Below are 20,945 nucleotides of genomic sequence, written 5' to 3'. Positions count from 1 at the left end.
TCGTGTGTTTGCCGGGCCTAACGGCTTCTTAGGCGCAGTCCTACGTCGAAAGGCTTGAGGTCTTCCATGTTCTGACGGGAAGTCTGCAAGTGCCCTCGGAATTGTCTGCCTTGGCGTGTATTGAAAGCGTTCAGTCCTTTCCTCTACCGTAGCGACCTATCTTTCGCGATGCGGATAAAGCATGTCTTTGGCCCCTTCACGTTCTTTGTGTTTCATCGCGTTCATGGCCGGTGCGCTGACCCTGGGTGCATCCTTTTACCTTGAGTTTGGAGCGTCGTTGCGCCCCTGTTTCCTGTGCCAGATGCAACGGATATTCCTGGCGGCCTTCACCTTGATCAATCTGGTCGCCGCTCTTCACAACCCCAAGCGGCCCATTTTCAACCTGTATTGGCTGGCTAGCATGGGATGTGCGTTGTTTGGCGCCGTTACCGCCGCGCGTCAAGTGTTGCTGCAGAAAGCTGCACTGGATCAAGCGGCCGATTGCTGGCCGAGCCTGCACTCCATGATCGACAACCTGTCGCTGTGGCAGGCGCTGCAATCGACGGTCAAAGGCACCGTCGACTGCGTGGAAATCAACTGGACACTGTTTGACTTGAGCCTCCCCGAGTGGAGCCTGTTGTTCTTTCTGGGTATGTTGATACTGGGGGGCATGCAGTTTTCACCGCTGTTGCCGGGCCATCGTTTACGCTCGGCCAGGCGCTGAAAATGGGTCGTAGTGTGTCGGGGGGGATTAAACACTTGTATGAACTTTCTCTCCTGCGTACCTTGAAGCCATAGTCGTGCGGGCATAATCTGGCCCGCACGCGTTAATGAAACCGTTTGTCAGATGCGGCCTTGTCCCGCTGGCGCTTTTATCCTTGAAGTGTTGCGCGGGCACTCGGCGGCAGCGCCCCTATAGGGAAGAGAGATCATCATGCTGGAAAGTTGTCAGAATGCTCAGGAACGCTGGGGTGGTGTGCACAAGCTGATCGACAGCTGGTTGAAGGCACGTCACGAACTGGTTCGGGACTTTGACGCTCTCGGCGATAAACCCGAGGCGCTCGCTGAAAACCGCAAGCCGTTGCAGGAGTTCTGCGGCTCATTGGTCGACTACGTGTCGGCCGGCCATTTTGGTGTCTATGAGCAACTGACCAAGGAGGCAGAAGCCTTCGACGATCAGCGTGGCCTGGACTTGGCCGAGACGATCTACCCGCGCATCGATGTCATTACCGAGAAGCTGCTGGCGTTCAACGACCTGTGTGATGCCGGTAAGTGCGTCGCTGAAGAATTCAAGAAGCTGGGCGGGTTGCTCCACGAGCGCTTCGAACTGGAAGACTGCCTGATCGAAGTGCTGCACAACGCTCACAAGGAAGAACCTGCGACCCAGGCGTGAAGCCCGGGAGCGGTATAAAAACGGTGCGCATGGCGCGCCGTTTTTTTATGCGGTCATGGTCGGGTATCGAGCAATTCGATCTCGAACACCAGCGGTGTGTAGGGTGGGATCAGCTCACCTGCGCCCTCAGTACCATAGGCCTGCGCCGATGGGATCACCAGGCGCCATTTCGCACCCACCGGCATCTGTTGCAAGGCGCTGCTCCAACCGCTGATCACGCTGTTCAGGCGGAACCATTGGGGTTGTGTGCTTTGGTCGAACACGGTGCCGTCGGGTAGCCGTCCCACGTATTTCACCTGCACCTGATCGTTGGCTGACGGCTTCTTGCCTGTGCCGGGGGAGAGTTCGGTGAGCAGGATTCCGTCGGCCAGTTCGCGCACACCCTTGAGTGTTTTTTCCTGGGCGAGAAATGCCTGTTCGGCGGCCAGGGATTTCTCGCTGTCGGGTGCCTGCGAGTTGGCTTCATGCTGCGCAAGAATCTGTTCGATACGTGCGTTGTCGAGTGCCAATCGCTTGCCCTGATAGGACTGTTTTAGGCCGTCGATCAAGGCCTGGATCTGCAGGTCGGGCACTTCTTGGCGCAGGCGTTCACCAAGGCTGGCACCGAGGCTGTAGGCGAGGTCATGCTGGTCTTGCGCAGTGGTTTTTGGCGACGATTGCTCGCTCGCGTTCGCCATGGAAATCGCAAGGCCCAGCACAAGAAAAAGGTAACGCGACATGGGCATTCTCCTGCCGAAAGTGCGAAGGATTATGCCAGTGCGCGAGGCCAAAAAGTGCCGCGTGTTTTCGTTATATCAATAAGAATTTTCGTACGTTGCAACGCCAGGCAATCGATACTGTCAACATGCCCTAGCGGCGGTAAGAGCAGAGGGCTAGTATGAGCCGCACCCACGTCAGCCAGGAGGTAAACCATGTCGGCCAAACAGAAGCCTGTTAATACCCCGTTGCATTTACTCCAACAACTTTCGGGCAGCTTGCTCGAACACCTGGAAAGCGCCTGTTCCCAAGCGTTGGCCGATGCAGAAAAGCTGCTCGCCAAGCTGGAGAAACAACGCGGTAAAGCGCAAGAGAAGCTGCACAAATCCCGCACCAAACTGCAAGACGCCGCCACTGCCGGCAAGGCCAAGGCACAAGCCAAAGCGAAAGACGCTGTGAAAGAACTTGAGGACTTGCTGGACGCTCTCAAGGATCGCCAGGCTGAAACCCGCGCCTACATTTCCCAACTCAAAAAAGACGCCCAGGAAAGCTTGAAGCTGGCCCAGGGTGTTGGCCGTGTGAAAGAAGCCGTGGCTAAAGTGCTGGGTGCTCGTACCCCTGCAAAGGCGGTTGCTAAAACCGCTGCTGCAAAACCAGCGGCCAAGCCAGCTGCTAAAACGGCTGCTGCAAAACCAGCGGCCAAGCCAGCTGCCAAAACGGCTGCTGCAAAACCAGCGGCCAAGCCAACTGCCAAAACGGCTGCTGCAAAACCAGCGGCCAAGCCAGCTGCTAAAACGGCTGCTGCAAAACCGGCGGCCAAGCCAGCTGCCAAAACGGCTGCTGCAAAACCAGCGGCCAAGCCAGCTGCCAAAACGGCTGCTGCGAAACCCGCGGCCAAGCCAGCTGCCAAAACGGCTGCTGCAAAACCCGCGGCCAAACCAGCTGCTAGAACGGCTGCTGCAAAACCAGCGGCCAAGCCAGCTGCTAGAACGGCTGCTGCAAAACCCGCGGCCAAGCCAGCTGCCAGGACCGCTGCTGCGAAACCAGCCGCCAAGCCAGCTGCCAAACCTGCTGCTGCGAAACCAGCCGCCAAGCCAACTGCCAAACCTGCTGCTGCAAAACCCGCCGCTAAACCAGCTGCCAAACCTGCTGCAGCAAAACCGGCCGCCAAGCCAGCTGCTGCAAAGCCAGCACCGGCCAAGCCAGCCGCAACGCCGGCAGCGTCGACCGCTCCAGCCGCCCCGGCCAGCAGCGCGCCTGCACCCGTAGCGCCAGGCACCACCCCAACCAGCGCTTCCTAAGTGCCGGTGGCCACGACGCGCAGCCGATGCAGCGCGTCGTGGTCAAGGTTGGCGGCATCCTCAGCCGCCAGTCCTTCCAGCCACGGTTGTTGATCGGTCGCTTCCCCCGTCGGCCACGCCTGCACCAGTGCATCCAGGCGCGTCAGCAAGGCTCGTTCGGCATCCAGCTCCAAGGCCTTGAGCCGCTCCCGCAACACTCTCAATTGCGCATCCTGCTGCGCCATGGCGCGCCATTGCGTGCGCACCTGTCGCAACGGCTCCACGACTTGCGTCTGCCAAGGCCTGGCGATCTGTCGCAGCGCCTGCACACGCTCAAGTTTCAGCACCACGCCCCGCTGCTCCAGCCATGCACCGCAGAGCAACAGGCACACGTCCGCCCCTTGTTCCTGCAAGCGCAGACAGTCGGCTTCGACGCCCGGACGGGCGTAGAGCGAGAGGGCAAAGCTCCACAGGTCAGCGCACATATTCACACCCAAGCCAGCGGGCAACGAAGCTGGTAGACTCCGCCGCCATTATGATCCGACTTCAAAGCCTAACATTACAGCGTGGCCCGCAGCGTCTTCTTGAAGACGCCGAGCTGACGCTGCACGCCGGTCACAAAGCCGGCCTGATCGGTGCCAACGGTGCCGGCAAATCCACGTTGTTTGCCCTGTTGCTGGGTGAGCTGACCCCGGATTCCGGGGACTGCCTGCTGCCGGCCGACTGGCGCATCGCCCACATGCGCCAGGAAATCGACACCCTGGACCGCATTGCGATCGACTACGTGCTCGACGGCGACCTGCGCCTGCGTCAGGTGCAGCGCGACCTCGCCGAGGCCGAGAACGCCCAGGATGGCGCTGCCCAGGCGCGCCTGCACGCCGAACTCGACAGCGCCGACGGCTACACCGCCGACGCCCGCGCCCGCAAGATGCTCGCTGGCCTTGGCTTTACCAACGAACAGATGGACCGCCCGGTCGCTGACTTCTCCGGCGGCTGGCGCATGCGCCTGAACCTGGCACAGGCGCTGATGTGCCCGTCGGACCTGTTGCTGCTCGACGAACCGACCAACCACTTGGACCTCGATGCGATCCTGTGGCTGGAAGACTTCCTCAAGAGCTACCAGGGCACCTTGCTGCTGATCTCCCACGACCGGGACTTCCTCGACGCCGTGGTCGACAACATCGCCCACGTCGAACAGAAGAAAATCACCCTCTACCGTGGCGGCTACACCGCGTTCGAGCGCGCCCGTGCCGAGCGCCTGGCCCAGCAGCAACAGGCCTACGAGAAGCAGCAGGCGCAACGTGCGCACATGGAAAGCTACATTGCCCGGTTCAAGGCCCAGGCCACCAAGGCTCGCCAGGCCCAAAGCCGGATCAAGGCGCTGGAGCGCATGGAAGAGCTGTCGGCGGCCCACGTCGATTCGCCGTTCGACTTCGTATTCCGCGAGTCGGTGAAAATCTCCAGCCCGTTGCTGGACCTTTCGGATGCGCGCTTGGGTTATGGCGACAAAACCATCCTTGAGAAGGTCAAGCTGCAGCTCACGCCGGGCGCGCGCATCGGTTTGCTCGGCCCCAACGGCGCGGGCAAGTCGACGCTGATCAAAAACCTGTCGGGTGAGCTTTCGCCCCTGGCCGGCCGCCTGACCCGAGGCGAGAACACGGTGGTGGGCTATTTTGCCCAGCATCAGTTGGACTCTCTAGACTCGAAGGCCAGCCCATTGCTGCACTTGCAGCGCCTGGCGCCGACTGAGCGCGAGCAAACCCTGCGCGACTTCCTTGGCGGTTTCGACTTCCGTGGCGCGCGCATCGACGAGCCGGTGCTGAATTTCTCCGGCGGTGAAAAAGCCCGTCTGGCCCTGGCGTTGATCGCCTGGGATCGCCCGAACCTGCTGCTGCTCGACGAACCTACCAACCACCTGGACCTGGAAATGCGCCTGGCGCTGACCATGGCCCTGCAGGAATTCAGCGGTGCGGTACTGGTGGTGTCTCACGACCGGCACTTGCTCAAGAGCACCACCGACAACTTCCTGCTGGTGGCTGACGGCAAAGTCGAAGAGTTCGACGGCGACCTGGACGACTACGCGCGCTGGCTGACGGACTATCGCCTGCGCAACGCGCCGATCAGCAACACGCCGGTCAATCCCGACAAGACCGACAAGAAAGCCCAGCGCCAGGCTGCCGCAGCACTTCGCCAACAACTGGCGCCGCACAAGCGTGAAGCCGACAAGCTGGAAGCCGAATTGGGCAAGGTGCACGAGCGCCTGGCCAAGATCGAAGCCAGCCTGGGCGACAGCGCCGTGTACGAAGCGGCGCGCAAGGATGAATTGCGTGACTTGCTGGCCGAGCAGGCCAGGCTCAAGGTGCGTGAAGGGCAATTGGAGGAAACCTGGATGGAAGCCCTCGAATTGCTCGAGTCCCTGCAGGCAGAGCTGGAGGCGCTGTCCTGATGGAAGCCCTGCAACTGCCGTTGCCGGCGCAGTGGATCGAGCCCCTCTGGATTGGCGTGCAGATCCTGCTGATCCTGCTGGCCGGCTATCTCGCCCAACGCTTTGTCGCCAAGGGCCTGACGCGCCTGGGTGAGCGCTACCCGCTGCCGCCGCAACTGTTGATGCCGCTGCGCGGTGGCTTGCGCTGGTTGATCATGGGCAGTGCGCTGATCTTTGTGCTCGGACGCCTGGGCGTGTCTGCCACTGTGCTGTGGACAGCGTTGTCAGGGTTTGTCGCGGTTGCGGCCGTGGCGTTCTTTGCCATGTGGTCGGTGCTGTCGAACCTGCTGTGCGCGATCTTGATCTTCACCGTTGGGCCGTTTCGTATCGGCGATGTGGTCGAACTGGTGGACACCGTCGACAAGCCGGGCGTGAAGGGGCGAGTCGTGGCGATCAACCTGCTGTACACCACGCTGATCGAAGTGGCCGAAGCCGGTACCGACAGCGCGATGGTGCAGGTTCCCAACAGCCTGTTCTTCCAACGCTCAGTGCGACGCTGGATTACGCCCGTCTAAAAAATTCTATAGCCAGGCCTCGTTGGTCGGAGTTAGCTTATCGCTCACGACGAATTTGAAACGAGGTGTGTAATGGCGCTCGATACATGGCTGGCCTTTTTCCTGGCCAGTTGGATCATCTCCCTTTCCCCCGGTGCCGGTGCCATCGCCTCGATGTCCAGCGGCCTGCAGTACGGTTTTGTCCGCGGCTACTGGAACGCCATCGGCCTGCAACTGGGCCTGGCAATGCAGATCGCCGTGGTTGCGGGTGGCTTGGGCGCCATTCTGGCGGCATCGTCCACCGCGTTTTATGCGATCAAATGGTTTGGCGTGGCGTACCTGGTGTACCTGGCCGTGAAACAGTGGCGCGCTTTGCCCATGGACATGACCGATGACGCGACCGTACGCCCGATCGGCAAGCCGATGGCGATGATGTTCCGTGGCTTTTTGGTCAATGCCAGCAACCCCAAGGCTCTGGTGTTCATGCTGGCGGTGCTGCCGCAGTTCGTGAACCCACAGGCGCCGTTGCTGATCCAGTATGTGATCCTGGGAGCGACGATGATCGTCGTCGATATGATCGTGATGGCGGGGTATACAGGGCTGGCGTCGAAGGTATTGCGGCTGCTTCGCACGCCTAAGCAGCAGAAGCGGATGAATCGGACGTTTGCGGGGTTGTTCGTCGGCGCGGCGGGTTTCCTCGCCAGCCTGCATCGCGCGACGGCATAACTGACGAAACGGGGTTAAACGTGTGGGAGGGGCAAGCCCCCTCCCACATTGGTTTTGTGTTGCTTGATCTAACGAGCGTCAGCGCAAGATCTTCGGTGCTTCATCCCTTGGCAGGTTGTTGCGCAACGCAGGTGCGCCTGGCTCTTGATAGCCGCCACCCAACTGCTCTGCCAACTGCCGCGCCACATCCTCACCCAGCGCTTTCGACACTTCCTTCACCACCCGTGGGCGGTTCAGGCTTACGCGAACGTCGCGGTTGTTTACCAGCTTGGTGTCCTGGCCTTCGCCCATGGCGGTAAACGCCGAAGTGATTTCGTAGGTGCGGGTGTTGATCAAGCTGAAATCCGCCACCAGTGTCAGGCCCAGCACCGCCGAGTAGCTGTTGGTGTGGTCCAGCGCATTGATGTCCTGGGTGAAGTCGATATCCGACAGCGTACCGAACAGCACATAGTCCGCGCCCTTGAAGTTGCCAGCCTTGATGCGCTTGATCACGTCGTACACGTCACCCTTGGCGTCTGCCGTGTAGGGCGTGCCCTGCACCAGCTGGAACTGACGGGACTTGAGGATCTCGCCCTTGATATCACCGCTGAATTTACGCAGTTCGGTCTGTTCGATGTAGCTGGTACGGCTTTCGTACTCGCTGTAGTTCGACGCGCCGCTGGCGTGGTAGGCGCTGGCCTGGAAGTTGTTGCTGGCCGAAACCTGGTGGATGTATTCCTCGACCCGGGCCTCATAGGCCAGGTCGGTCACCGCGATTTTCGGGGCGGCCGAGGCGCCAAAGGCGCACAGCAGGCCGATCATGCCGATCCATGCACGCATTGATTAGCGCTCCGTGGTCTTGCGGATTTCTTTTTCGTCCATCCATTCGGCCAGGCCGCTCTCGACGTCGATCAGTTGCAGGCTGAACTTGTAGAACACGTCCTTGTAGTCCGAGCTGCGCTTGACGATGGAGCTGATGGAGCCTTCCAGGCGGTACTTGGCGGCCACCATGTTGCCGGTCTTGCTGACAGTGGACTTCTTGTACAGGCCGCTCTGGTTCTGCAGCTTGAGCTGGTCGACCTGGCTCTGCATGTCGGTGTTGTCGCTGGCGAAGCGCGCGGTGCCGGTCTTCATCAACTGTGTCTTGATCGACGTGGTGATCTCGCGGGTGTCGATGTACTCGCTGGTCTTGTTCTTCACGTCATACACCTGCACCACCGGGCGCCCCTGCAGGATCCCGGACTGGGCCAGGGAGCGGGTCATGCTTTCGGCGATCATCTGCAGGTCGGTGGAACCGAACTCGTTGGTGACCGTTTCCACGGCCTTGGTATCGCCGTAGCTGATGTTCTTGCTGCCGAGTACTGGCGAGGTATTGGCGCAACCGCTGGCCAGGACGGCAACCACGGCGAGAATCGAAAAGCGTGCAAACATGGGGAAATCTCTCAACAACTGAAGGGGGTGGGCTTCAAGGCGTTTTCACTTCAAGGCGGAAGTCCGCCGCCTGAGGCAGGTTGGCGATGGCCGGGAGGAAGGTCGCCTGGTTGGCATACAGGTTCAGCACCTTCCAGGTGTCTTCGTCGCCCACCGGGAAGCCATCGGCGCCCAGCCAGGCGAAGCGGTAATACATGACCTGGTTGCTGCTGGTGATGTTGCTCAACTGCACCTTGGCGGTGAGGAAGCCGTTCTCGCGCGCCACGCGAATGGCGCCGACAGCGATGCCCTTGAACTTGCCCATCACCACGACTTTGCTCGCGGCGCTGCCGGGCTCCGGTGGCGGCGGGGTGGCGCAGCCGGCGAGGAAGATGAGCGCCAGGGCGCCGAGGATGAAATGACGCATAGCGTGCTCCTTAAGGTTGTTTGAGGGTGGCGATGGCCTGGGGTGGCGTGCTCGGCACGACGTGAGCGGCAAGGCCGCCTGCGAACACCTGATTACCCACAACACGCAGGGTGATCACCTGGTAGCGTTGGTCGGCCTTCACCGTCACCAGCGTGCCGCCCAGGGCATTGGGCAGGCTGACCTGGTGCTCGCCCTGCTTGAGGCGCAAGCGGGTGACCTGTGTCATGTCCGGCAGGGTGCGCCAGGTGCGGGTGTCGGCGCCTTCGGTGACGGCCGAGGCGATGCCCAGCACCAAACCGGCCATGGGGCTGGTCTTGTTCAGGTTGTTCTGCGCAACCCCACGGGTGACCGCACGCACGGTGGTGCGCAGGATGATGCCCGGCATGTCGTCGCGCAGGGCGCGACGGGACATCGCACTGGTGCTGTTGAGGGCCGTGAGGTTCTGCTGCTGACCGTCGACGCCGATCTGCGCGAAGGTGGCGGTGGAATTGTCGGCCTTGATTACCGGAAACGACAGCGGGGTGATCACCAGGTTGCCGTTGATCGGGATCGGCAGTGGCAGGCGGATCGAGTCGCGGGCCGGGGCCAGGCCGCTCTGGACCACAATCAGCACTTCGCTTTCATCGGCGCCGACCTTGGATATGTCCAGGTTCAACAGGGCCTGTTCCAGCAATGGGGTGTTGGGGCGCAGTTCGGCGGCCTTGCGGTAACCAGGCGCGGCCAGGTCTTTTTCGCCGAGGGCTTCGTAGACGAAACCTGCCAGGTAATGGCTGAACGCACTCTGGTAGCTGTTTTTCAGGCCGACCACTTCCGGCGCGTCCAGGGCTTCAACCGGATAGCCGCGCAAGTCTTTCATCTGGGTGGTCACCCCTTCGCGCTGGGCTTCGTCCTCGCGCTTGAGGTATTCCTTGTCCCGCAGGTCGGCGATCACGGCTTCGCGTTCGTGGGTCTTCTTGATTTCGGTGCGGGCGCCGTCGAAGTCGTTCAAGGCCAGCAGGTTCAGTGCCATCTGGGTGGTAAGCATGACTTTTTCGTAGTCATAGCCTTCGTAGCGGCGCACCTTGTCGTTGACCAGGAAGCTGCCGAACTGGGAGAGGTACTTTTCGCTGTCGAATTTGACCGACTCTTCCCACTTGTAGACTTGCAGGTCGGCGCTGCGCCAGGCGGTCTGGCTGCCGGTGAGGTCACCCTTGGCGCGCAGCAATTCGCCCTTTTCGAAGAAATAGAGCAGGTCCTTGTCGTCGCCGGTGTTGTTTTTTTCCAGCAGTGTCAGGGCTGCGTCGACGTTGCCCGTGACCAATTGCTGGTTGGTGGCTTGCAGCTCGCTATCGTAGCTGCGGAACATCGAACAACCGGATAACAAGGTCACCGCGGCGAGCGCGAGCGGAGTTAAGGCGCGAAATGCCATGCAAACTTCTTCCCTGAAAGTGTTCAACCTATGTAGTCATTCCTCATGAAAACGAGGATTGAAATTCCCTTTCGCACTGACAGGGCGCGGCATTATAAGCGCCATTACTGGCAAAACAATGGCTTTTTGCTGTGATGTAATCGACAAAAATGCCACTACTCAAACCCGAAACGCCTTGCACTCGGTCACGCCAAAGCACTTACACCTTGAGTCAAACGGCTTAAACCTCAACAATATGTAACTTCGTATTTCCCTTGAGATTCATCCATGACTGCCCCCTTTCGTTTTCTCGCCTGGCTGGTGTTGCCGGCGTTGATGTCGTGCAGCTTCAACCTGTTGGCCGCGACTGCCGAGGGTGCCCCGCAGGCCCTGCATTTGCTGGACTACATTGGCGCTGACTACCCTGCCACGGTGGCGGCGGGCAAGGTTATCGACGAATCGGAATACCGCGAACAACTGGAATTTCTCGGCGTGTTGCAAGGCTTGGTCGCTGACCTGCCGCAGAGGCCTGAGCACGCGGCTTTGGTGACAGGCGTCGACGAACTGTCAGCGGCTGTAGCCGCGCATCAGGACGGCGCAGCGGTAGCCCGCCAGGCCCGTCAGTTGGGAGCTCAACTGGCCGTAGCCTATGAAGTCAGCCAGGCCCCGGTCATCACGCCCGACCCAACCCGCGGCGCGCCGCTGTACGCCCAGCACTGCTCGGTCTGCCATGGCGCAACGGGCGCCGGTGACGGCCCGGCCGGCGTGGGCCTGACGCCGCCGCCCGCCAACCTGCGGGATGCGTCACGCCTCGACCACTTGAGCCTCTACGCGATCTACAACACCCTGGGCCTGGGTGTCGAAGGCACCGATATGCCGTCGTTTGCCGATCAATTGGACGACCGCCAACGCTGGGACCTGGCCACCTACATTGCCGGTTTCACCGCTGACCCTGCTGCGGCACCGAGCGAGCAACCCTTCAACCTCGCCGACCTGGCCCGTCAGACCCCTGCCGAAGTGCTGGCGGCCAATGGCCCGGCTGCTGCGGCCACCTTCCGCGCCCAGCGGGCACAGCCGCCGCAGGTCAAGCGTGGTCCGGCGCAGTTGCTTGAGTATACGGCAACCACCCTGGACAAGAGCCTCGCGGCATACCGTAACGGCGATCACGAACAGGCCTATGACCTGTCGGTGGCGGCGTACCTGGAAGGCTTCGAGCTGGTGGAAAGCTCCCTGGATAACGTCGACGCCAACGTGCGCAAAGACACCGAGAAGGCCCTGATGGCCTACCGGCAGTCGTTGCAGGACGGCTTGCCGGTCGAGCAGGTGCAGCAACGCCTGGACGTGGCCAAGGGCAAGTTGACGGAGTCGGCAGGCTTGCTCGGCAGCGATGGCCTGAGCTGGTCGTTGAGTTACATCTCGGGTTTGCTGATCCTGCTGCGTGAAGGCCTGGAAGCCATTCTGGTGCTGGCGGCGATCCTGGCGTTCCTGCGGAATACCGGCCAGCAGTCGGCGGTGCGCAGCGTCAACGTCGGTTGGGGCCTGGCGTTGGTAGCCGGCTTGGCGACCTGGGCACTGGCGGCTTACGTGATTGACGTCAGCGGTGCCCAGCGCGAGCTACTTGAAGGTTGCACGGCATTGTTTGCCAGTGTGATGGTGCTGTGGCTGGGGGTGTGGATGCACGACCGCCGGCATGCAGCCGCCTGGCAGGACTACATCAAGAGCAGCCTGGTAGGCGGCGGCGGGCGCTTCGGGTTTGCGATGCTGGCGTTCTTTTCGGTGTATCGCGAGTTGTTCGAAGTGATCCTGTTTTATGAAACCCTGTGGCTGCAAGCCGGACCTGCCGGGCACAACGCCGTGCTGGCAGGGGGCGCCACGGCGCTGGTGCTGCTGATGGGCTTGGCGTGGATCATTCTGCGCGGTTCGGCGAAGCTGCCGTTGGCGTTGTTCTTTGGCATCAACGCGGCGTTGCTGTGTGCACTGTCGGTGGTATTTGCCGGGCATGGCGTGAAGGCGTTGCAGGAAGCCGGCATTTTCGGCACACGGCCGGTGGCGTTCTTTGACTTCGACTGGTTGGGCATCCATGCCGACGCGTATTCGCTGAGTGCGCAGGCCGTGGCCATCCTGGCGATTGTGGTTTTGTATGGCCGCAGCCGCTTGGCCGAAAAGCGTCGAGTGGCGGCCTGACATGCGCGTCTGGATCGATGCCGATGCCTGCCCCCGCGCGGCCAAGGACCAGGTGGTGAAGTTCGCCCTCAAGCGTCAGTTCGACGTGGTGCTGGTGGCTGGCCAGAGTCAGATCAAGCCGAGCTTTTCCTGCGTGAAGCTGATCGTGGTGCCCAGCGGCCCGGATGCGGCGGATGATTATCTGGTCGAGCATGCGGTGCCCGGTGAGCTGGTGATCTGCAGCGACGTGCCACTGGCCGATCGGCTGGTAAAAAAGGGTGTGACGGCGCTTGATCCGCGGGGCAAAGAGTTCAGCCCGGCGAACATGAGTGAACGCCTGGCAGTGCGCAACCTGTTCACCGATTTGCGTGAGCAAGGCCAGATGGGCGGTGGACCACCGCCCCATGGCGAGAAGGACAAGCAGGCGTTTGCCAATGCGCTGGATCGCATCCTGACCCGGTTGATGCGCCAATCCTGACCTGTTTAGTGTGGGGTTGGCTGATCAGTCGTTCTCGTGTGTGAGTTCCAGCACCCGGTCCACCAACTTGTTGATCCCCGAAGCAACCTCGCTGATGTTCTTGCCCAGCATGTAAGCGGGTGTGCTCACCAACTTGCGCGCCTTGTCTTCGACGATGTCTTCCACCGTGCATTCCTGATGGGTAGCGCCCATCTTGTCCAGGGCCGCTGCGGTGTCGGCGCAGTTGCCGATGGTGCAGGTCACGCCCGGGCCGTAGATCTTGGCGGCCAGGGCCGGTGAGATACAGATCAGTCCAACGGGCTTGCCCGCTTCGGCAAAAGCCTCGGCCAACGCCAATACCTGTGGATTGACGCTGCAGCCAGCCCCTTCCACGGCAAAGTTGGACAGGTTCTTCGCCGCCCCAAACCCGCCAGGCACGATCAGCGCATCGAAGTCTTCGGCGTTGGCCTCGCGCAGGTCCTTCACCTCGCCCCGGGCGATGCGTGCCGACTCCACCAGCACATTGCGCGACTCGGGCATCTCCTCGCCGGTGAGGTGGTTGATGACATGCATCTGCGCCACGTCAGGGGCAAAGCATTGAACCTGAGCGCCGCGCTGGTCCAGGCGCAGCAGGGTGATCACGCTTTCGTGAATCTCTGCGCCGTCGTACACGCCACAGCCGGAAAGGATCACTGCAACTTTTTTGCTCATGGGCATTTCTCCTGGATTCTTGGCGTTAAATGTCTACTAATTTGTCACCTGTTGCCAATGGGGCAGGGCGCCGCTACACCTACTCTAGATGTAACAAAAACAAACCGGACCAGACCATGGACTTCGTGCCTTACGCGGTACCGTTTTTCATCGCCTTGATCGTGGTGGAACTGCTCGCCGACCGCTGGCGTGGCGAGCGCAACTACCGGGTGGCGGATGCCATCAACAGCCTCAGCACCGGCGTGCTGTCCACCACCACGGGCCTGTTGACCAAAGGCGTGGGAATCCTCACCTACGCCTTCGCCCTCAAGCACCTGGCGTTGTTCGACGTGCCTGCCCAGAACGTCTGGACCTGGGTATTTGCCTTCGTGTTCTACGACTTCTGCTACTACTGGCTGCATCGCATGGGCCACGAGCGCAATATCCTCTGGGCTGCCCACTCGGTGCATCACCAGAGCGAGGACTACAACCTCAGCACCGCCCTGCGCCAGACCAGTACCGGCTTCTTGCTGAGCTGGATCTTCTACCTGCCGCTGGCCGTGGTCGGCGTGCCGCTGGTGGTGTTCATCAGTGTGGCGTCCCTCAACCTGCTGTACCAATTCTGGGTGCATACGCGCCACGTGCCCAAGCTCGGCTGGTACGAGTGGTTCTTCGTCACGCCGTCCAATCATCGGGCCCACCATGCACAGAACGCTCTCTACATGGATCGCAATTACGGCGGGGTGTTCATTCTTTGGGACCGCCTGTTCGGCACATTCCAGGAAGAAGACGACAACGAGCCGGTGATCTTCGGCGTGACCACCCCCCTGGCCAGTTGGAATCCACTGTGGGCCAACCTGCAGTTTTATGCCCAGTTGTGGAGTGATGCGCGGCGTACCGAGCGTTGGTGGGACAAGTTGCGCATCTGGTTCATGCGCACCGGCTGGCGGCCTGCGGACGTCAAGGCCAACTACCCGTTGGCCAAACACGATTTGAGCCAGTTCCGAAAGTTCGAGGTGCCGCTGGACGTGCGCCAGCAACGCTATGTCGCGTTGCAATTTGCAGCTTATGTAGGGTTTGGCAGCTATTTGATGAACGTCGGCGAAGGGATGCCTACGTCAGCGTTGATCCTGGGCTGGGGGTCGATGGCGTTGGGGTTGTTTAGCCTGGGCGTGGTGCTGGAGAACCGTCCGTGGGCAATGAAAGCCGAGTTGTTGCGCCTGGCGCTGAATGTGCCGTTGATAGCGCTGGCGCCGCTGGTCGGGCTGTGGCCGACCAGCCAACTGGCCTGGCTGGGGCTGTTGAGTTACAGCCTGATCAGCGTGATCGGCCTCTATTGCTGCAGAGGCCGCTCTACTCGACTGGTGTCTTAGGCGTTTCGACCGGCACCGGCTCGGCAGCGAGTCGGGCCTTGGCCTCGGCCTCGGCGCAGGCCTCGCGGGCGATGCGTGCATTCTTGAACCGGCGGCGTAGCCACAGGCCGAAGCCCAGTACCAGCAATGCGCCCAGCACCCACAACTCGTATTTCTTGACGCTGCCGAGCATGCCTTCGAGCACGGCGCCGAAGTGATACGCCGCCGCACCCAGGGCGGCGGCCCAGATCGCTGCGCCTATGCCGTTGAGGATCAGGTAACGCAGTGGCGGATAGCCTGAAAGACCGATCGCCACCGGCATGACCGTGCGCAGTCCGTAGACGAAGCGGAAGCTCAGCACCCAGATGTCCGGATGCTTGCGGATATGTCCCAGGGCCTTGTCGCCCATCAGTTGCCAGCGCGGCTTGCGCGCCAACAGCTTGCGCCCGTGCTTGCGACCCATGTAGTACCACAACTGGTCGCCGGCGTAGCTGCCAAAAAAGGCAACGACCACCACCAGGTTGATATCCATGTAGCCACGGAACGCCAGGAAGCCTGCGAGAACCAGAATCGTCTCGCCTTCAAAGAAGGTGCCTAGGAAGAGGGCAAAGTAGCCGAAGTCATGCAGAAATTGTTGAAGCATGGTCTGGGTGCTGGCGAAATGAACGCGCAGCCTACGCCTTCATGAACATTCATGAAAGTATCGAGATGTGTCACGAAGTGAACAATTCCTACATAAACGACGAATGCGGCTACAGGTCGCATCCATAAGCACAACTGTAATACCTTCGTCATAATGGCCGCTTATAACTGCAACGCTCGCCCGTGATTGCGGGCTCAGGAGTCTGTCGTGAGCTTTACCCCTGCCAACCGCCTGTTCCCCGCAACCCGTCTGCGCCGCAATCGTCGTGATGATTTCTCTCGCCGCCTGGTGCGTGAAAACGTCCTGACGACGAACGATCTGATCCTTCCAGTGTTTGTGCTGGACGGGGAAAACCGCCGGGAAGCGGTGGCGTCGATGCCGGGTGTGGAGCGCTTGACCATTGATCAGTTGCTGATCGAGGCGGCAGGGTGGGTCGAGCTGGGGATCCCGGCGCTGGCGCTGTTCCCGGTCACGCCGCCCGGGCTCAAGTCCCTGGATGCGGCCGAGGCCTGGAATCCGGACGGCATCGCCCAGCGCGCCACCCGCGCCCTGCGTGAGCGCTTTCCGGAACTGGGGGTGATCACTGACGTGGCGCTGGACCCATTCACCACCCACGGCCAGGATGGCATTCTTGATGAAGACGGCTATGTTCAAAACGACATCACCGTCGATGCGCTGGTCAAGCAAGCCTTGTCCCACGCAGCAGCGGGCGCGCAGGTGGTTGCGCCGTCGGACATGATGGACGGCCGCATCCAGGCGATCCGCGAAGCCCTCGAGCTGGCCGGCCACGTCAATGTGCGGATCATGGCTTACTCGGCCAAGTACGCCAGCGCCTATTACGGCCCGTTCCGCGATGCGGTGGGTTCGGCGCTGAACCTGGGCAAGGCCGACAAGGCCTCGTACCAGATGGACCCGGCCAACAGCGAGGAAGCCCTGCACGAAGTGGCGGCCGACCTGGCTGAAGGCGCCGACATGGTGATGGTCAAGCCCGGGATGCCGTACCTCGACATCCTTTACCGGGTCAAAGACGAATTCAAGGTGCCGACCTTTGTCTATCAGGTCAGTGGCGAATACGCCATGCACATGGCTGCAATACAGAATGGATGGCTGAGCGAAGGGGTGATCCTTGAATCCCTCACAGCCTTTAAACGCGCCGGGGCTGATGGCATCCTGACCTACTTCGCCGCCCGCGCCGCCCAATTGCTTAGAGAGCAACAATAGCCCTCACAGGAACACTCGATGAATACCGAAGGACTCACAGAAGTTGCCGTAAAAGACGCTCACCCGGTGGTTGAACAGGTGACCGAGACGCCGCCGGAGCATGAGCCCGCCGCGCCTGCGGTCGTGGCCGAAGTGCCCGTGGCGGCCCCGGTGGTGGTGACCAACCTGGATGACAGCAGCCTGTATATCCATCGCGAGTTGTCACAACTGCAATTCAACATCCGCGTGCTTGAGCAGGCATTGGATGAGTCCTACCCCTTGCTGGAGCGGCTCAAATTCCTGCTGATCTTCTCCAGCAACCTGGACGAGTTCTTCGAAATCCGCGTGGCCGGCCTGAAGAAGCAGATTACCTTCGCCCGCGAGCAAGCCGGTGCTGACGGCCTGCAACCGCACCAGGCCCTGGCGCGCATCAGCGAGCTGGTACACGGCCATGTGGACCGCCAGTACGCGATCCTCAACGACATCCTGTTGCCGGAACTGGAAAAACATCAGGTCCGCTTCATCCGTCGCCGTCAATGGACCACCAAGATCAAGACCTGGGTGCGCCGTTACTTCCGTGACGAGATCTCGCCAATCATCACCCCGATAGGTCTCGACCCGACGCACCCGTTCCCGTTGCTGGTCAACAAGAGCCTGAACTTCATCGTCGAGCTGGAGGGCATCGATGCCTTCGGTCGCGACTCGGGCCTGGCGATCATCCCGGCACCGCGCTTGCTGCCACGGATCATCAAGGTACCCGAAGAGGTGGGGGGGGCTGGCGACAACTATGTATTCCTCTCCTCGATGATTCATGCTCATGCGGACGACCTGTTCCAGGGCATGAAGGTGAAGGGCTGCTACCAGTTCCGCCTGACCCGAAACGCCGACCTGGCGCTGGACTCCGAAGACGTCGAAGACTTGGCCCGTGCCCTGCGCGGCGAGCTGTTCTCGCGGCGCTACGGCGATGCAGTGCGCCTGGAAGTCGCTGATACCTGCCCGAAACACCTGTCGGACTACCTGCTCAAGCAGTTCAACCTGGCCGAGTCCGAGTTGTACCAGGTCAATGGCCCCGTGAACCTGACGCGCCTGTTCAGCATCACCGGCCTGGACAGTCATCCGGAGCTGCAGTACAAGCCGTTCACCCCGCAGATCCCGAAACTGCTGCAAAACAGCGAGAACATCTTCAGCGTCGTGAGCAAGCAGGACATCCTGCTGCTGCACCCGTTCGAGTCGTTCACGCCGGTGGTCGACCTGCTGCGGCAGGCCGCCAAGGACCCGCATGTATTGGCGGTGCGCCAGACCCTGTACCGTTCCGGCGCCAACTCGGAAATCGTCGATGCCCTGGTGGACGCTGCGCGTAACGGCAAGGAAGTGACGGCGGTGATCGAGCTGCGTGCGCGCTTCGACGAAGAGTCCAACCTGCAACTGGCCAGCCGCCTGCAAGCGGCCGGCGCGGTGGTGATCTACGGCGTGGTGGGCTTCAAGACCCACGCCAAGATGATGCTGATCCTGCGCCGCGAGGCCGGGGAGATCGTGCGCTACGCCCACCTCGGTACCGGCAACTATCACGCTGGCAACGCCAAGCTTTACACCGACTACAGCCTGCTGACCTCCGACGACGCCCTGTGTGAAGACGTCGGCAAATTGTTCAGCCAGTTGATCGGCATGGGCAAGACGCTGCGCATGAAGAAACTGCTGCACGCGCCGTTCACCCTGAAGAAGGGCATGCTCGACATGATTGCCCGCGAGACCCAGTTCGCCCTCGATGGCAAACCGGCGCACATCATTGCCAAGTTCAACTCGCTGACCGATCCGAAAATCATCCGCGCGCTGTACAAGGCCAGCCAGTCCGGCGTGCGTATCGACCTGGTGGTGCGTGGCATGTGCTGCCTGCGTCCGGGGATTGTCGGGGTGTCGCACAACATCCATGTGCGTTCGATCATCGGCCGCTTCCTGGAGCACACGCGGGTGTTCTACTTCCTCAATGGTGGCGAAGAGCAGATGTTCCTCTCCAGTGCCGACTGGATGGAGCGCAACCTCGACAAGCGCGTGGAGACTTGCTTCCCGGTGGAAGGCAAGAAGCTGATCATGCGGGTCAAAAAGGAGCTGGAAAGCTACCTCACCGACAACACCCACAGCTGGAGCCTGCAGTCGGACGGGCGCTACGTGCGCAACACGCCAACCGGCAACCAGAACCCGCGCAGCGCGCAGGCGACGTTGCTGGAGAGGTTGGGTAGCCCGATCCTGACCGTGAACTGACCGTCAACACAGGTCTGAAAATGTGGGAGGGGGCTTGCCCCCGATAGCGGTGTGCCAGTCACTGGAAACTTTGACTGATCCACTGCCATCGGGGGCAAGCCCCCTCCCACATTGGGTTGTGCCGGGTCAGCGCACGTTGAGGGTGAACCCTACCCGCGTCAGCCACTCCGCTTCCAGGGCGAAGTCCGCCTGGGTCAGTTGGTTCTCGTCCAGCCAGCCTTTCGGGAACATCACTTCCAGGCTGTCGCCATCGGCACGCAGTTTGACCTGGGGCATTTCCTGGGTACCACGGATGTGGTGGAACAGGATCGCAAAGCGCAGCAGCACACACAGGCGAATCAGCTTGATGCCGTCGTCACCGAACTCGGCAAACTTGTCCTTGGGGATGTTGCGGCGATGGCCGCGGACCAGCAGGGCGAGCATTTGCTGGTCTTCGCGGGAGAAACCGGCCAGGTCCGAGTGCTCGATCAGGTAGGCGCCGTGCTTGTGGTAATGATAGTGGGCGATGTCCAGGCCCACTTCATGCACCTTGGCCGCCCAGCCCAGCAGTTCACGCCAGACGCCATCTTCGAGGTCCCAGTCCTCGGCCACTTGGTCGAAGGCGTGCAGGGCCTTGCGCTCCACGCGGGCAGCTTGTTCCAGGTCGACGTGATAACGCTCCATCAGCGAGCTGAGGGTGCGCTCACGCACGTCTTCGTGGTGATGGCGACCCAGCAGGTCGTAGAGCACGCCTTCGCGCAGGGCGCCGTCACAGTGGTCCATGCGTTGCAGTTCGAGTGCGTCGAAGATCGCTTCGAGAATCGCCAGGCCTGCCGGGAAAATCGCCCGGCGATCGGGCTTGATGCCGTCGAAATCGATCTTCTCGGCGTCACCCAGCTTGAACAGCTTGCGCTTGAGCCACGCCAGGCCCTCGGCGTTGACCTCGCCGGTGCCATGGCCGCCGGCCTTGAGGGCCAGGCCGATGGCGCGGATGGTGCCGGACGAGCCGATGGCTTCATCCCAGGTCAGGCGATGCAGGGCATGCTCGATGCTCATGATCTCCAGCCGCGCGGCCGTGTAGGCCTGGGCGTAGCGCGCCGGGGTGATCTTGCCGTCCTTGAAATAGCGCTGGGTAAAGCTGACACAGCCCATTTGCAGGCTTTCACGCAACAATGGCTCGAATCGCTGCCCGATGATGAATTCGGTACTGCCGCCGCCGATGTCCGCCACCAGGCGTTTGCCGGGGGTGTCGGCCAGGGTGTGGGACACGCCCAGGTAGATCAGGCGCGCTTCTTCACGGCCGGAGATGACTTCTACCGGGTGCCCGAGGATCTCCTCGGCGCGGCGGATGAACTCGCCACGGTTGCGCGCTTCGCGCAGGGCGTTGGTGCCGACGATCCGCACGGCGCCCAGGGGCATGCCGTTGATCAATTGGGCAAAACGCTTGAGGCAATCAAGCCCGCGCTGCATGGATTCTTCGTTGAGCTTGCGCTCGTCGTCGATCCCGGCAGCCAATTGTACTTTCTCGCCGAGCCGCTCAAGGATGCGGATCTCACCGTTCTGGGCCTTGGCCACGACCATGTGAAAGCTGTTGGAGCCCAGGTCGATGGCGGCGATCAGGGACAGATTCTTGGCTTGGGATTGCGGCATGGTTTGGGGGTCTCGGTCGATAACCCGACCATCGTGCCACGATCGACCTTTGGTGCCAACGCGTACTGCTTGGGTAATTTTCCTGCGGGTGTCTGCCGGGAATATTTGTCGGAAATGTAGGGCGTTTTTTTGAGTTTGCAAAGCATGAGGTTTTATATTTGTAGGACGTATTAACGTGTTGTATTGATCGTCCTGTTTTTGATTTTGCCTACACGGCAGAGGCTATTGGCTTAGGCGCGTTGTAGTTCAGCCTACTCGATAGTTAACGGTTGCCCACTTTTTATATCAACGCCTCT

20 protein-coding genes are annotated in these 20,945 nt (G+C 61.1%); 11 read left to right on the top strand and 9 right to left on the bottom strand.

All coding sequences use genetic code 11. The features are described from left to right. Window positions 1-181: 181 nt before the first annotated feature. The gene (locus tag CQ041_RS04125; protein WP_105521224.1) at window positions 182-703 is read left to right on the top strand and encodes a disulfide bond formation protein B; all 522 of its coding nucleotides are present in this window, start codon (window positions 182-184) and stop codon (window positions 701-703) included. Window positions 704-913: 210 nt separating this feature from the next. Beyond that, entirely contained in the window at window positions 914-1,372 is a 459-nt protein-coding gene (rsd, locus tag CQ041_RS04120) for a sigma D regulator (protein WP_105521223.1), read from the top strand. A gap of 53 nt (window positions 1,373-1,425) precedes the next feature. Here rsd and CQ041_RS04115 read toward each other — a convergent pair whose 3' ends face one another. Beyond that, window positions 1,426-2,091, bottom strand: coding sequence for an FKBP-type peptidyl-prolyl cis-trans isomerase (locus CQ041_RS04115; protein ID WP_105521222.1), 666 nt, complete (start codon window positions 2,089-2,091; stop codon window positions 1,426-1,428). Window positions 2,092-2,283: 192 nt separating this feature from the next. Here CQ041_RS04115 and CQ041_RS04110 point away from each other — a divergent pair, with 192 nt between their 5' ends. Further along, complete coding sequence (locus CQ041_RS04110) at window positions 2,284-3,369, top strand: AlgP family protein (protein ID WP_105521221.1); 1,086 nt, start codon at window positions 2,284-2,286, stop codon at window positions 3,367-3,369. Here the strand turns inward: CQ041_RS04110 and CQ041_RS04105 are convergent. Beyond that, window positions 3,366-3,833 (bottom strand): TIGR02444 family protein, encoded by a 468-nt coding sequence (locus CQ041_RS04105; RefSeq protein WP_105521220.1) that lies wholly within the window; start codon window positions 3,831-3,833, stop codon window positions 3,366-3,368. The genes CQ041_RS04110 and CQ041_RS04105 overlap by 4 nt on opposite strands. A 50-nt stretch (window positions 3,834-3,883) precedes the next feature. On the opposite strand from CQ041_RS04105, the gene CQ041_RS04100 reads away from it, so the two are divergent. From CQ041_RS04100 to CQ041_RS04090, 3 genes are all read left to right on the top strand, one after another. Then, on the top strand, window positions 3,884-5,794 hold the full coding sequence (locus CQ041_RS04100; protein WP_105521219.1) for an ATP-binding cassette domain-containing protein: 1,911 nt from the start codon (window positions 3,884-3,886) through the stop codon (window positions 5,792-5,794). Next, on the top strand, window positions 5,794-6,348 hold the full coding sequence (locus CQ041_RS04095; protein WP_105521218.1) for a mechanosensitive ion channel family protein: 555 nt from the start codon (window positions 5,794-5,796) through the stop codon (window positions 6,346-6,348). The genes CQ041_RS04100 and CQ041_RS04095 overlap by 1 nt, the downstream gene beginning before the upstream one ends. A 72-nt stretch (window positions 6,349-6,420) precedes the next feature. After that, complete coding sequence (locus tag CQ041_RS04090) at window positions 6,421-7,053, top strand: LysE family transporter (RefSeq protein WP_105521217.1); 633 nt, start codon at window positions 6,421-6,423, stop codon at window positions 7,051-7,053. A 78-nt stretch (window positions 7,054-7,131) separates the two neighbouring features. Here CQ041_RS04090 and CQ041_RS04085 read toward each other — a convergent pair whose 3' ends face one another. Genes CQ041_RS04085 through CQ041_RS04070 form a run of 4 tightly spaced genes read right to left on the bottom strand, consistent with a single transcriptional unit; the run spans window position 7,132 to window position 10,277 of the window. Further along, window positions 7,132-7,872, bottom strand: coding sequence for a penicillin-binding protein activator LpoB (locus tag CQ041_RS04085; protein WP_105521216.1), 741 nt, complete (start codon window positions 7,870-7,872; stop codon window positions 7,132-7,134). A gap of 3 nt (window positions 7,873-7,875) precedes the next feature. After that, entirely contained in the window at window positions 7,876-8,463 is a 588-nt protein-coding gene (gene lpoB / locus CQ041_RS04080; protein WP_105521215.1) for a penicillin-binding protein activator LpoB, read from the bottom strand. A gap of 34 nt (window positions 8,464-8,497) precedes the next feature. Continuing rightward, window positions 8,498-8,869: a YcfL family protein gene (locus CQ041_RS04075; protein WP_105521214.1), complete on the bottom strand. Its 372-nt coding sequence runs from the start codon at window positions 8,867-8,869 to the stop codon at window positions 8,498-8,500. Window positions 8,870-8,879: 10 nt separating this feature from the next. Continuing rightward, window positions 8,880-10,277: a COG3014 family protein gene (locus tag CQ041_RS04070; RefSeq protein ID WP_105521213.1), complete on the bottom strand. Its 1,398-nt coding sequence runs from the start codon at window positions 10,275-10,277 to the stop codon at window positions 8,880-8,882. 267 nt (window positions 10,278-10,544) lie between these two features. Here CQ041_RS04070 and CQ041_RS04065 point away from each other — a divergent pair, with 267 nt between their 5' ends. Further along, window positions 10,545-12,440, top strand: coding sequence for an FTR1 family protein (locus CQ041_RS04065; protein ID WP_105521212.1), 1,896 nt, complete (start codon window positions 10,545-10,547; stop codon window positions 12,438-12,440). Between the two features lies 1 nt (window position 12,441). Further along, a complete protein-coding gene (locus tag CQ041_RS04060) occupies window positions 12,442-12,897 on the top strand; it encodes a YaiI/YqxD family protein (protein ID WP_105521211.1) in 456 nt (151 codons plus the stop codon). 24 nt (window positions 12,898-12,921) lie between these two features. On the opposite strand, the gene elbB is transcribed toward CQ041_RS04060, so the two are convergent. Continuing rightward, complete coding sequence (gene elbB / locus CQ041_RS04055) at window positions 12,922-13,587, bottom strand: isoprenoid biosynthesis glyoxalase ElbB (RefSeq protein ID WP_105521210.1); 666 nt, start codon at window positions 13,585-13,587, stop codon at window positions 12,922-12,924. Between the two features lie 116 nt (window positions 13,588-13,703). On the opposite strand from elbB, the gene CQ041_RS04050 reads away from it, so the two are divergent. Continuing rightward, the gene (locus tag CQ041_RS04050) at window positions 13,704-14,939 is read left to right on the top strand and encodes a sterol desaturase family protein (protein WP_105521209.1); all 1,236 of its coding nucleotides are present in this window, start codon (window positions 13,704-13,706) and stop codon (window positions 14,937-14,939) included. Here the strand turns inward: CQ041_RS04050 and CQ041_RS04045 are convergent. Then, a complete protein-coding gene (locus tag CQ041_RS04045) occupies window positions 14,920-15,561 on the bottom strand; it encodes a DedA family protein (RefSeq protein WP_105521208.1) in 642 nt (213 codons plus the stop codon). The genes CQ041_RS04050 and CQ041_RS04045 overlap by 20 nt on opposite strands. A 207-nt stretch (window positions 15,562-15,768) precedes the next feature. On the opposite strand from CQ041_RS04045, the gene hemB reads away from it, so the two are divergent. Both hemB and ppk1 read left to right on the top strand, forming a co-directional pair. After that, the gene (gene hemB / locus CQ041_RS04040; RefSeq protein ID WP_105521207.1) at window positions 15,769-16,782 is read left to right on the top strand and encodes a porphobilinogen synthase; all 1,014 of its coding nucleotides are present in this window, start codon (window positions 15,769-15,771) and stop codon (window positions 16,780-16,782) included. A gap of 18 nt (window positions 16,783-16,800) precedes the next feature. Next, window positions 16,801-19,020, top strand: a complete 2,220-nt coding sequence (gene ppk1, locus CQ041_RS04035) for a polyphosphate kinase 1 (protein WP_105521206.1) — start codon at window positions 16,801-16,803, stop codon at window positions 19,018-19,020. 126 nt (window positions 19,021-19,146) lie between these two features. On the opposite strand, the gene ppx is transcribed toward ppk1, so the two are convergent. Then, window positions 19,147-20,649: an exopolyphosphatase gene (ppx, locus tag CQ041_RS04030; protein ID WP_163001956.1), complete on the bottom strand. Its 1,503-nt coding sequence runs from the start codon at window positions 20,647-20,649 to the stop codon at window positions 19,147-19,149. Window positions 20,650-20,945 lie beyond the last annotated feature (296 nt).

It is taken from the genome of Pseudomonas sp. MYb60 (assembly GCF_002979555.1).
Classification (GTDB): domain Bacteria; phylum Pseudomonadota; class Gammaproteobacteria; order Pseudomonadales; family Pseudomonadaceae; genus Aquipseudomonas.
The sequence above is the reverse complement of the archived record's forward strand: the minus strand, read 5'-3'. Positions and strand labels throughout refer to the sequence as shown.

Bases quoted from the DNA above. Each gene is read 5' to 3' on its own strand.
- CQ041_RS04125 (WP_105521224.1), top strand. From the start codon at position 182: ATGTCTTTGGCCCCTTCACGTTCTTTGTGTTTCATCGCGTTCATGGCC.
- rsd (WP_105521223.1), top strand. From the start codon at position 914: ATGCTGGAAAGTTGTCAGAATGCTCAGGAACGCTGGGGTGGTGTGCAC.
- CQ041_RS04115 (WP_105521222.1), bottom strand. From the start codon at position 2,091: ATGTCGCGTTACCTTTTTCTTGTGCTGGGCCTTGCGATTTCCATGGCG.
- CQ041_RS04110 (WP_105521221.1), top strand. From the start codon at position 2,284: ATGTCGGCCAAACAGAAGCCTGTTAATACCCCGTTGCATTTACTCCAA.
- CQ041_RS04105 (WP_105521220.1), bottom strand. From the start codon at position 3,833: ATGTGCGCTGACCTGTGGAGCTTTGCCCTCTCGCTCTACGCCCGTCCG.
- CQ041_RS04100 (WP_105521219.1), top strand. From the start codon at position 3,884: ATGATCCGACTTCAAAGCCTAACATTACAGCGTGGCCCGCAGCGTCTT.
- CQ041_RS04095 (WP_105521218.1), top strand. From the start codon at position 5,794: ATGGAAGCCCTGCAACTGCCGTTGCCGGCGCAGTGGATCGAGCCCCTC.
- CQ041_RS04090 (WP_105521217.1), top strand. From the start codon at position 6,421: ATGGCGCTCGATACATGGCTGGCCTTTTTCCTGGCCAGTTGGATCATC.
- CQ041_RS04085 (WP_105521216.1), bottom strand. From the start codon at position 7,872: ATGCGTGCATGGATCGGCATGATCGGCCTGCTGTGCGCCTTTGGCGCC.
- lpoB (WP_105521215.1), bottom strand. From the start codon at position 8,463: ATGTTTGCACGCTTTTCGATTCTCGCCGTGGTTGCCGTCCTGGCCAGC.
- CQ041_RS04075 (WP_105521214.1), bottom strand. From the start codon at position 8,869: ATGCGTCATTTCATCCTCGGCGCCCTGGCGCTCATCTTCCTCGCCGGC.
- CQ041_RS04070 (WP_105521213.1), bottom strand. From the start codon at position 10,277: ATGGCATTTCGCGCCTTAACTCCGCTCGCGCTCGCCGCGGTGACCTTG.
- CQ041_RS04065 (WP_105521212.1), top strand. From the start codon at position 10,545: ATGACTGCCCCCTTTCGTTTTCTCGCCTGGCTGGTGTTGCCGGCGTTG.
- CQ041_RS04060 (WP_105521211.1), top strand. From the start codon at position 12,442: ATGCGCGTCTGGATCGATGCCGATGCCTGCCCCCGCGCGGCCAAGGAC.
- elbB (WP_105521210.1), bottom strand. From the start codon at position 13,587: ATGAGCAAAAAAGTTGCAGTGATCCTTTCCGGCTGTGGCGTGTACGAC.
- CQ041_RS04050 (WP_105521209.1), top strand. From the start codon at position 13,704: ATGGACTTCGTGCCTTACGCGGTACCGTTTTTCATCGCCTTGATCGTG.
- CQ041_RS04045 (WP_105521208.1), bottom strand. From the start codon at position 15,561: ATGCTTCAACAATTTCTGCATGACTTCGGCTACTTTGCCCTCTTCCTA.
- ppk1 (WP_105521206.1), top strand. From the start codon at position 16,801: ATGAATACCGAAGGACTCACAGAAGTTGCCGTAAAAGACGCTCACCCG.
- ppx (WP_163001956.1), bottom strand. From the start codon at position 20,649: ATGCCGCAATCCCAAGCCAAGAATCTGTCCCTGATCGCCGCCATCGAC.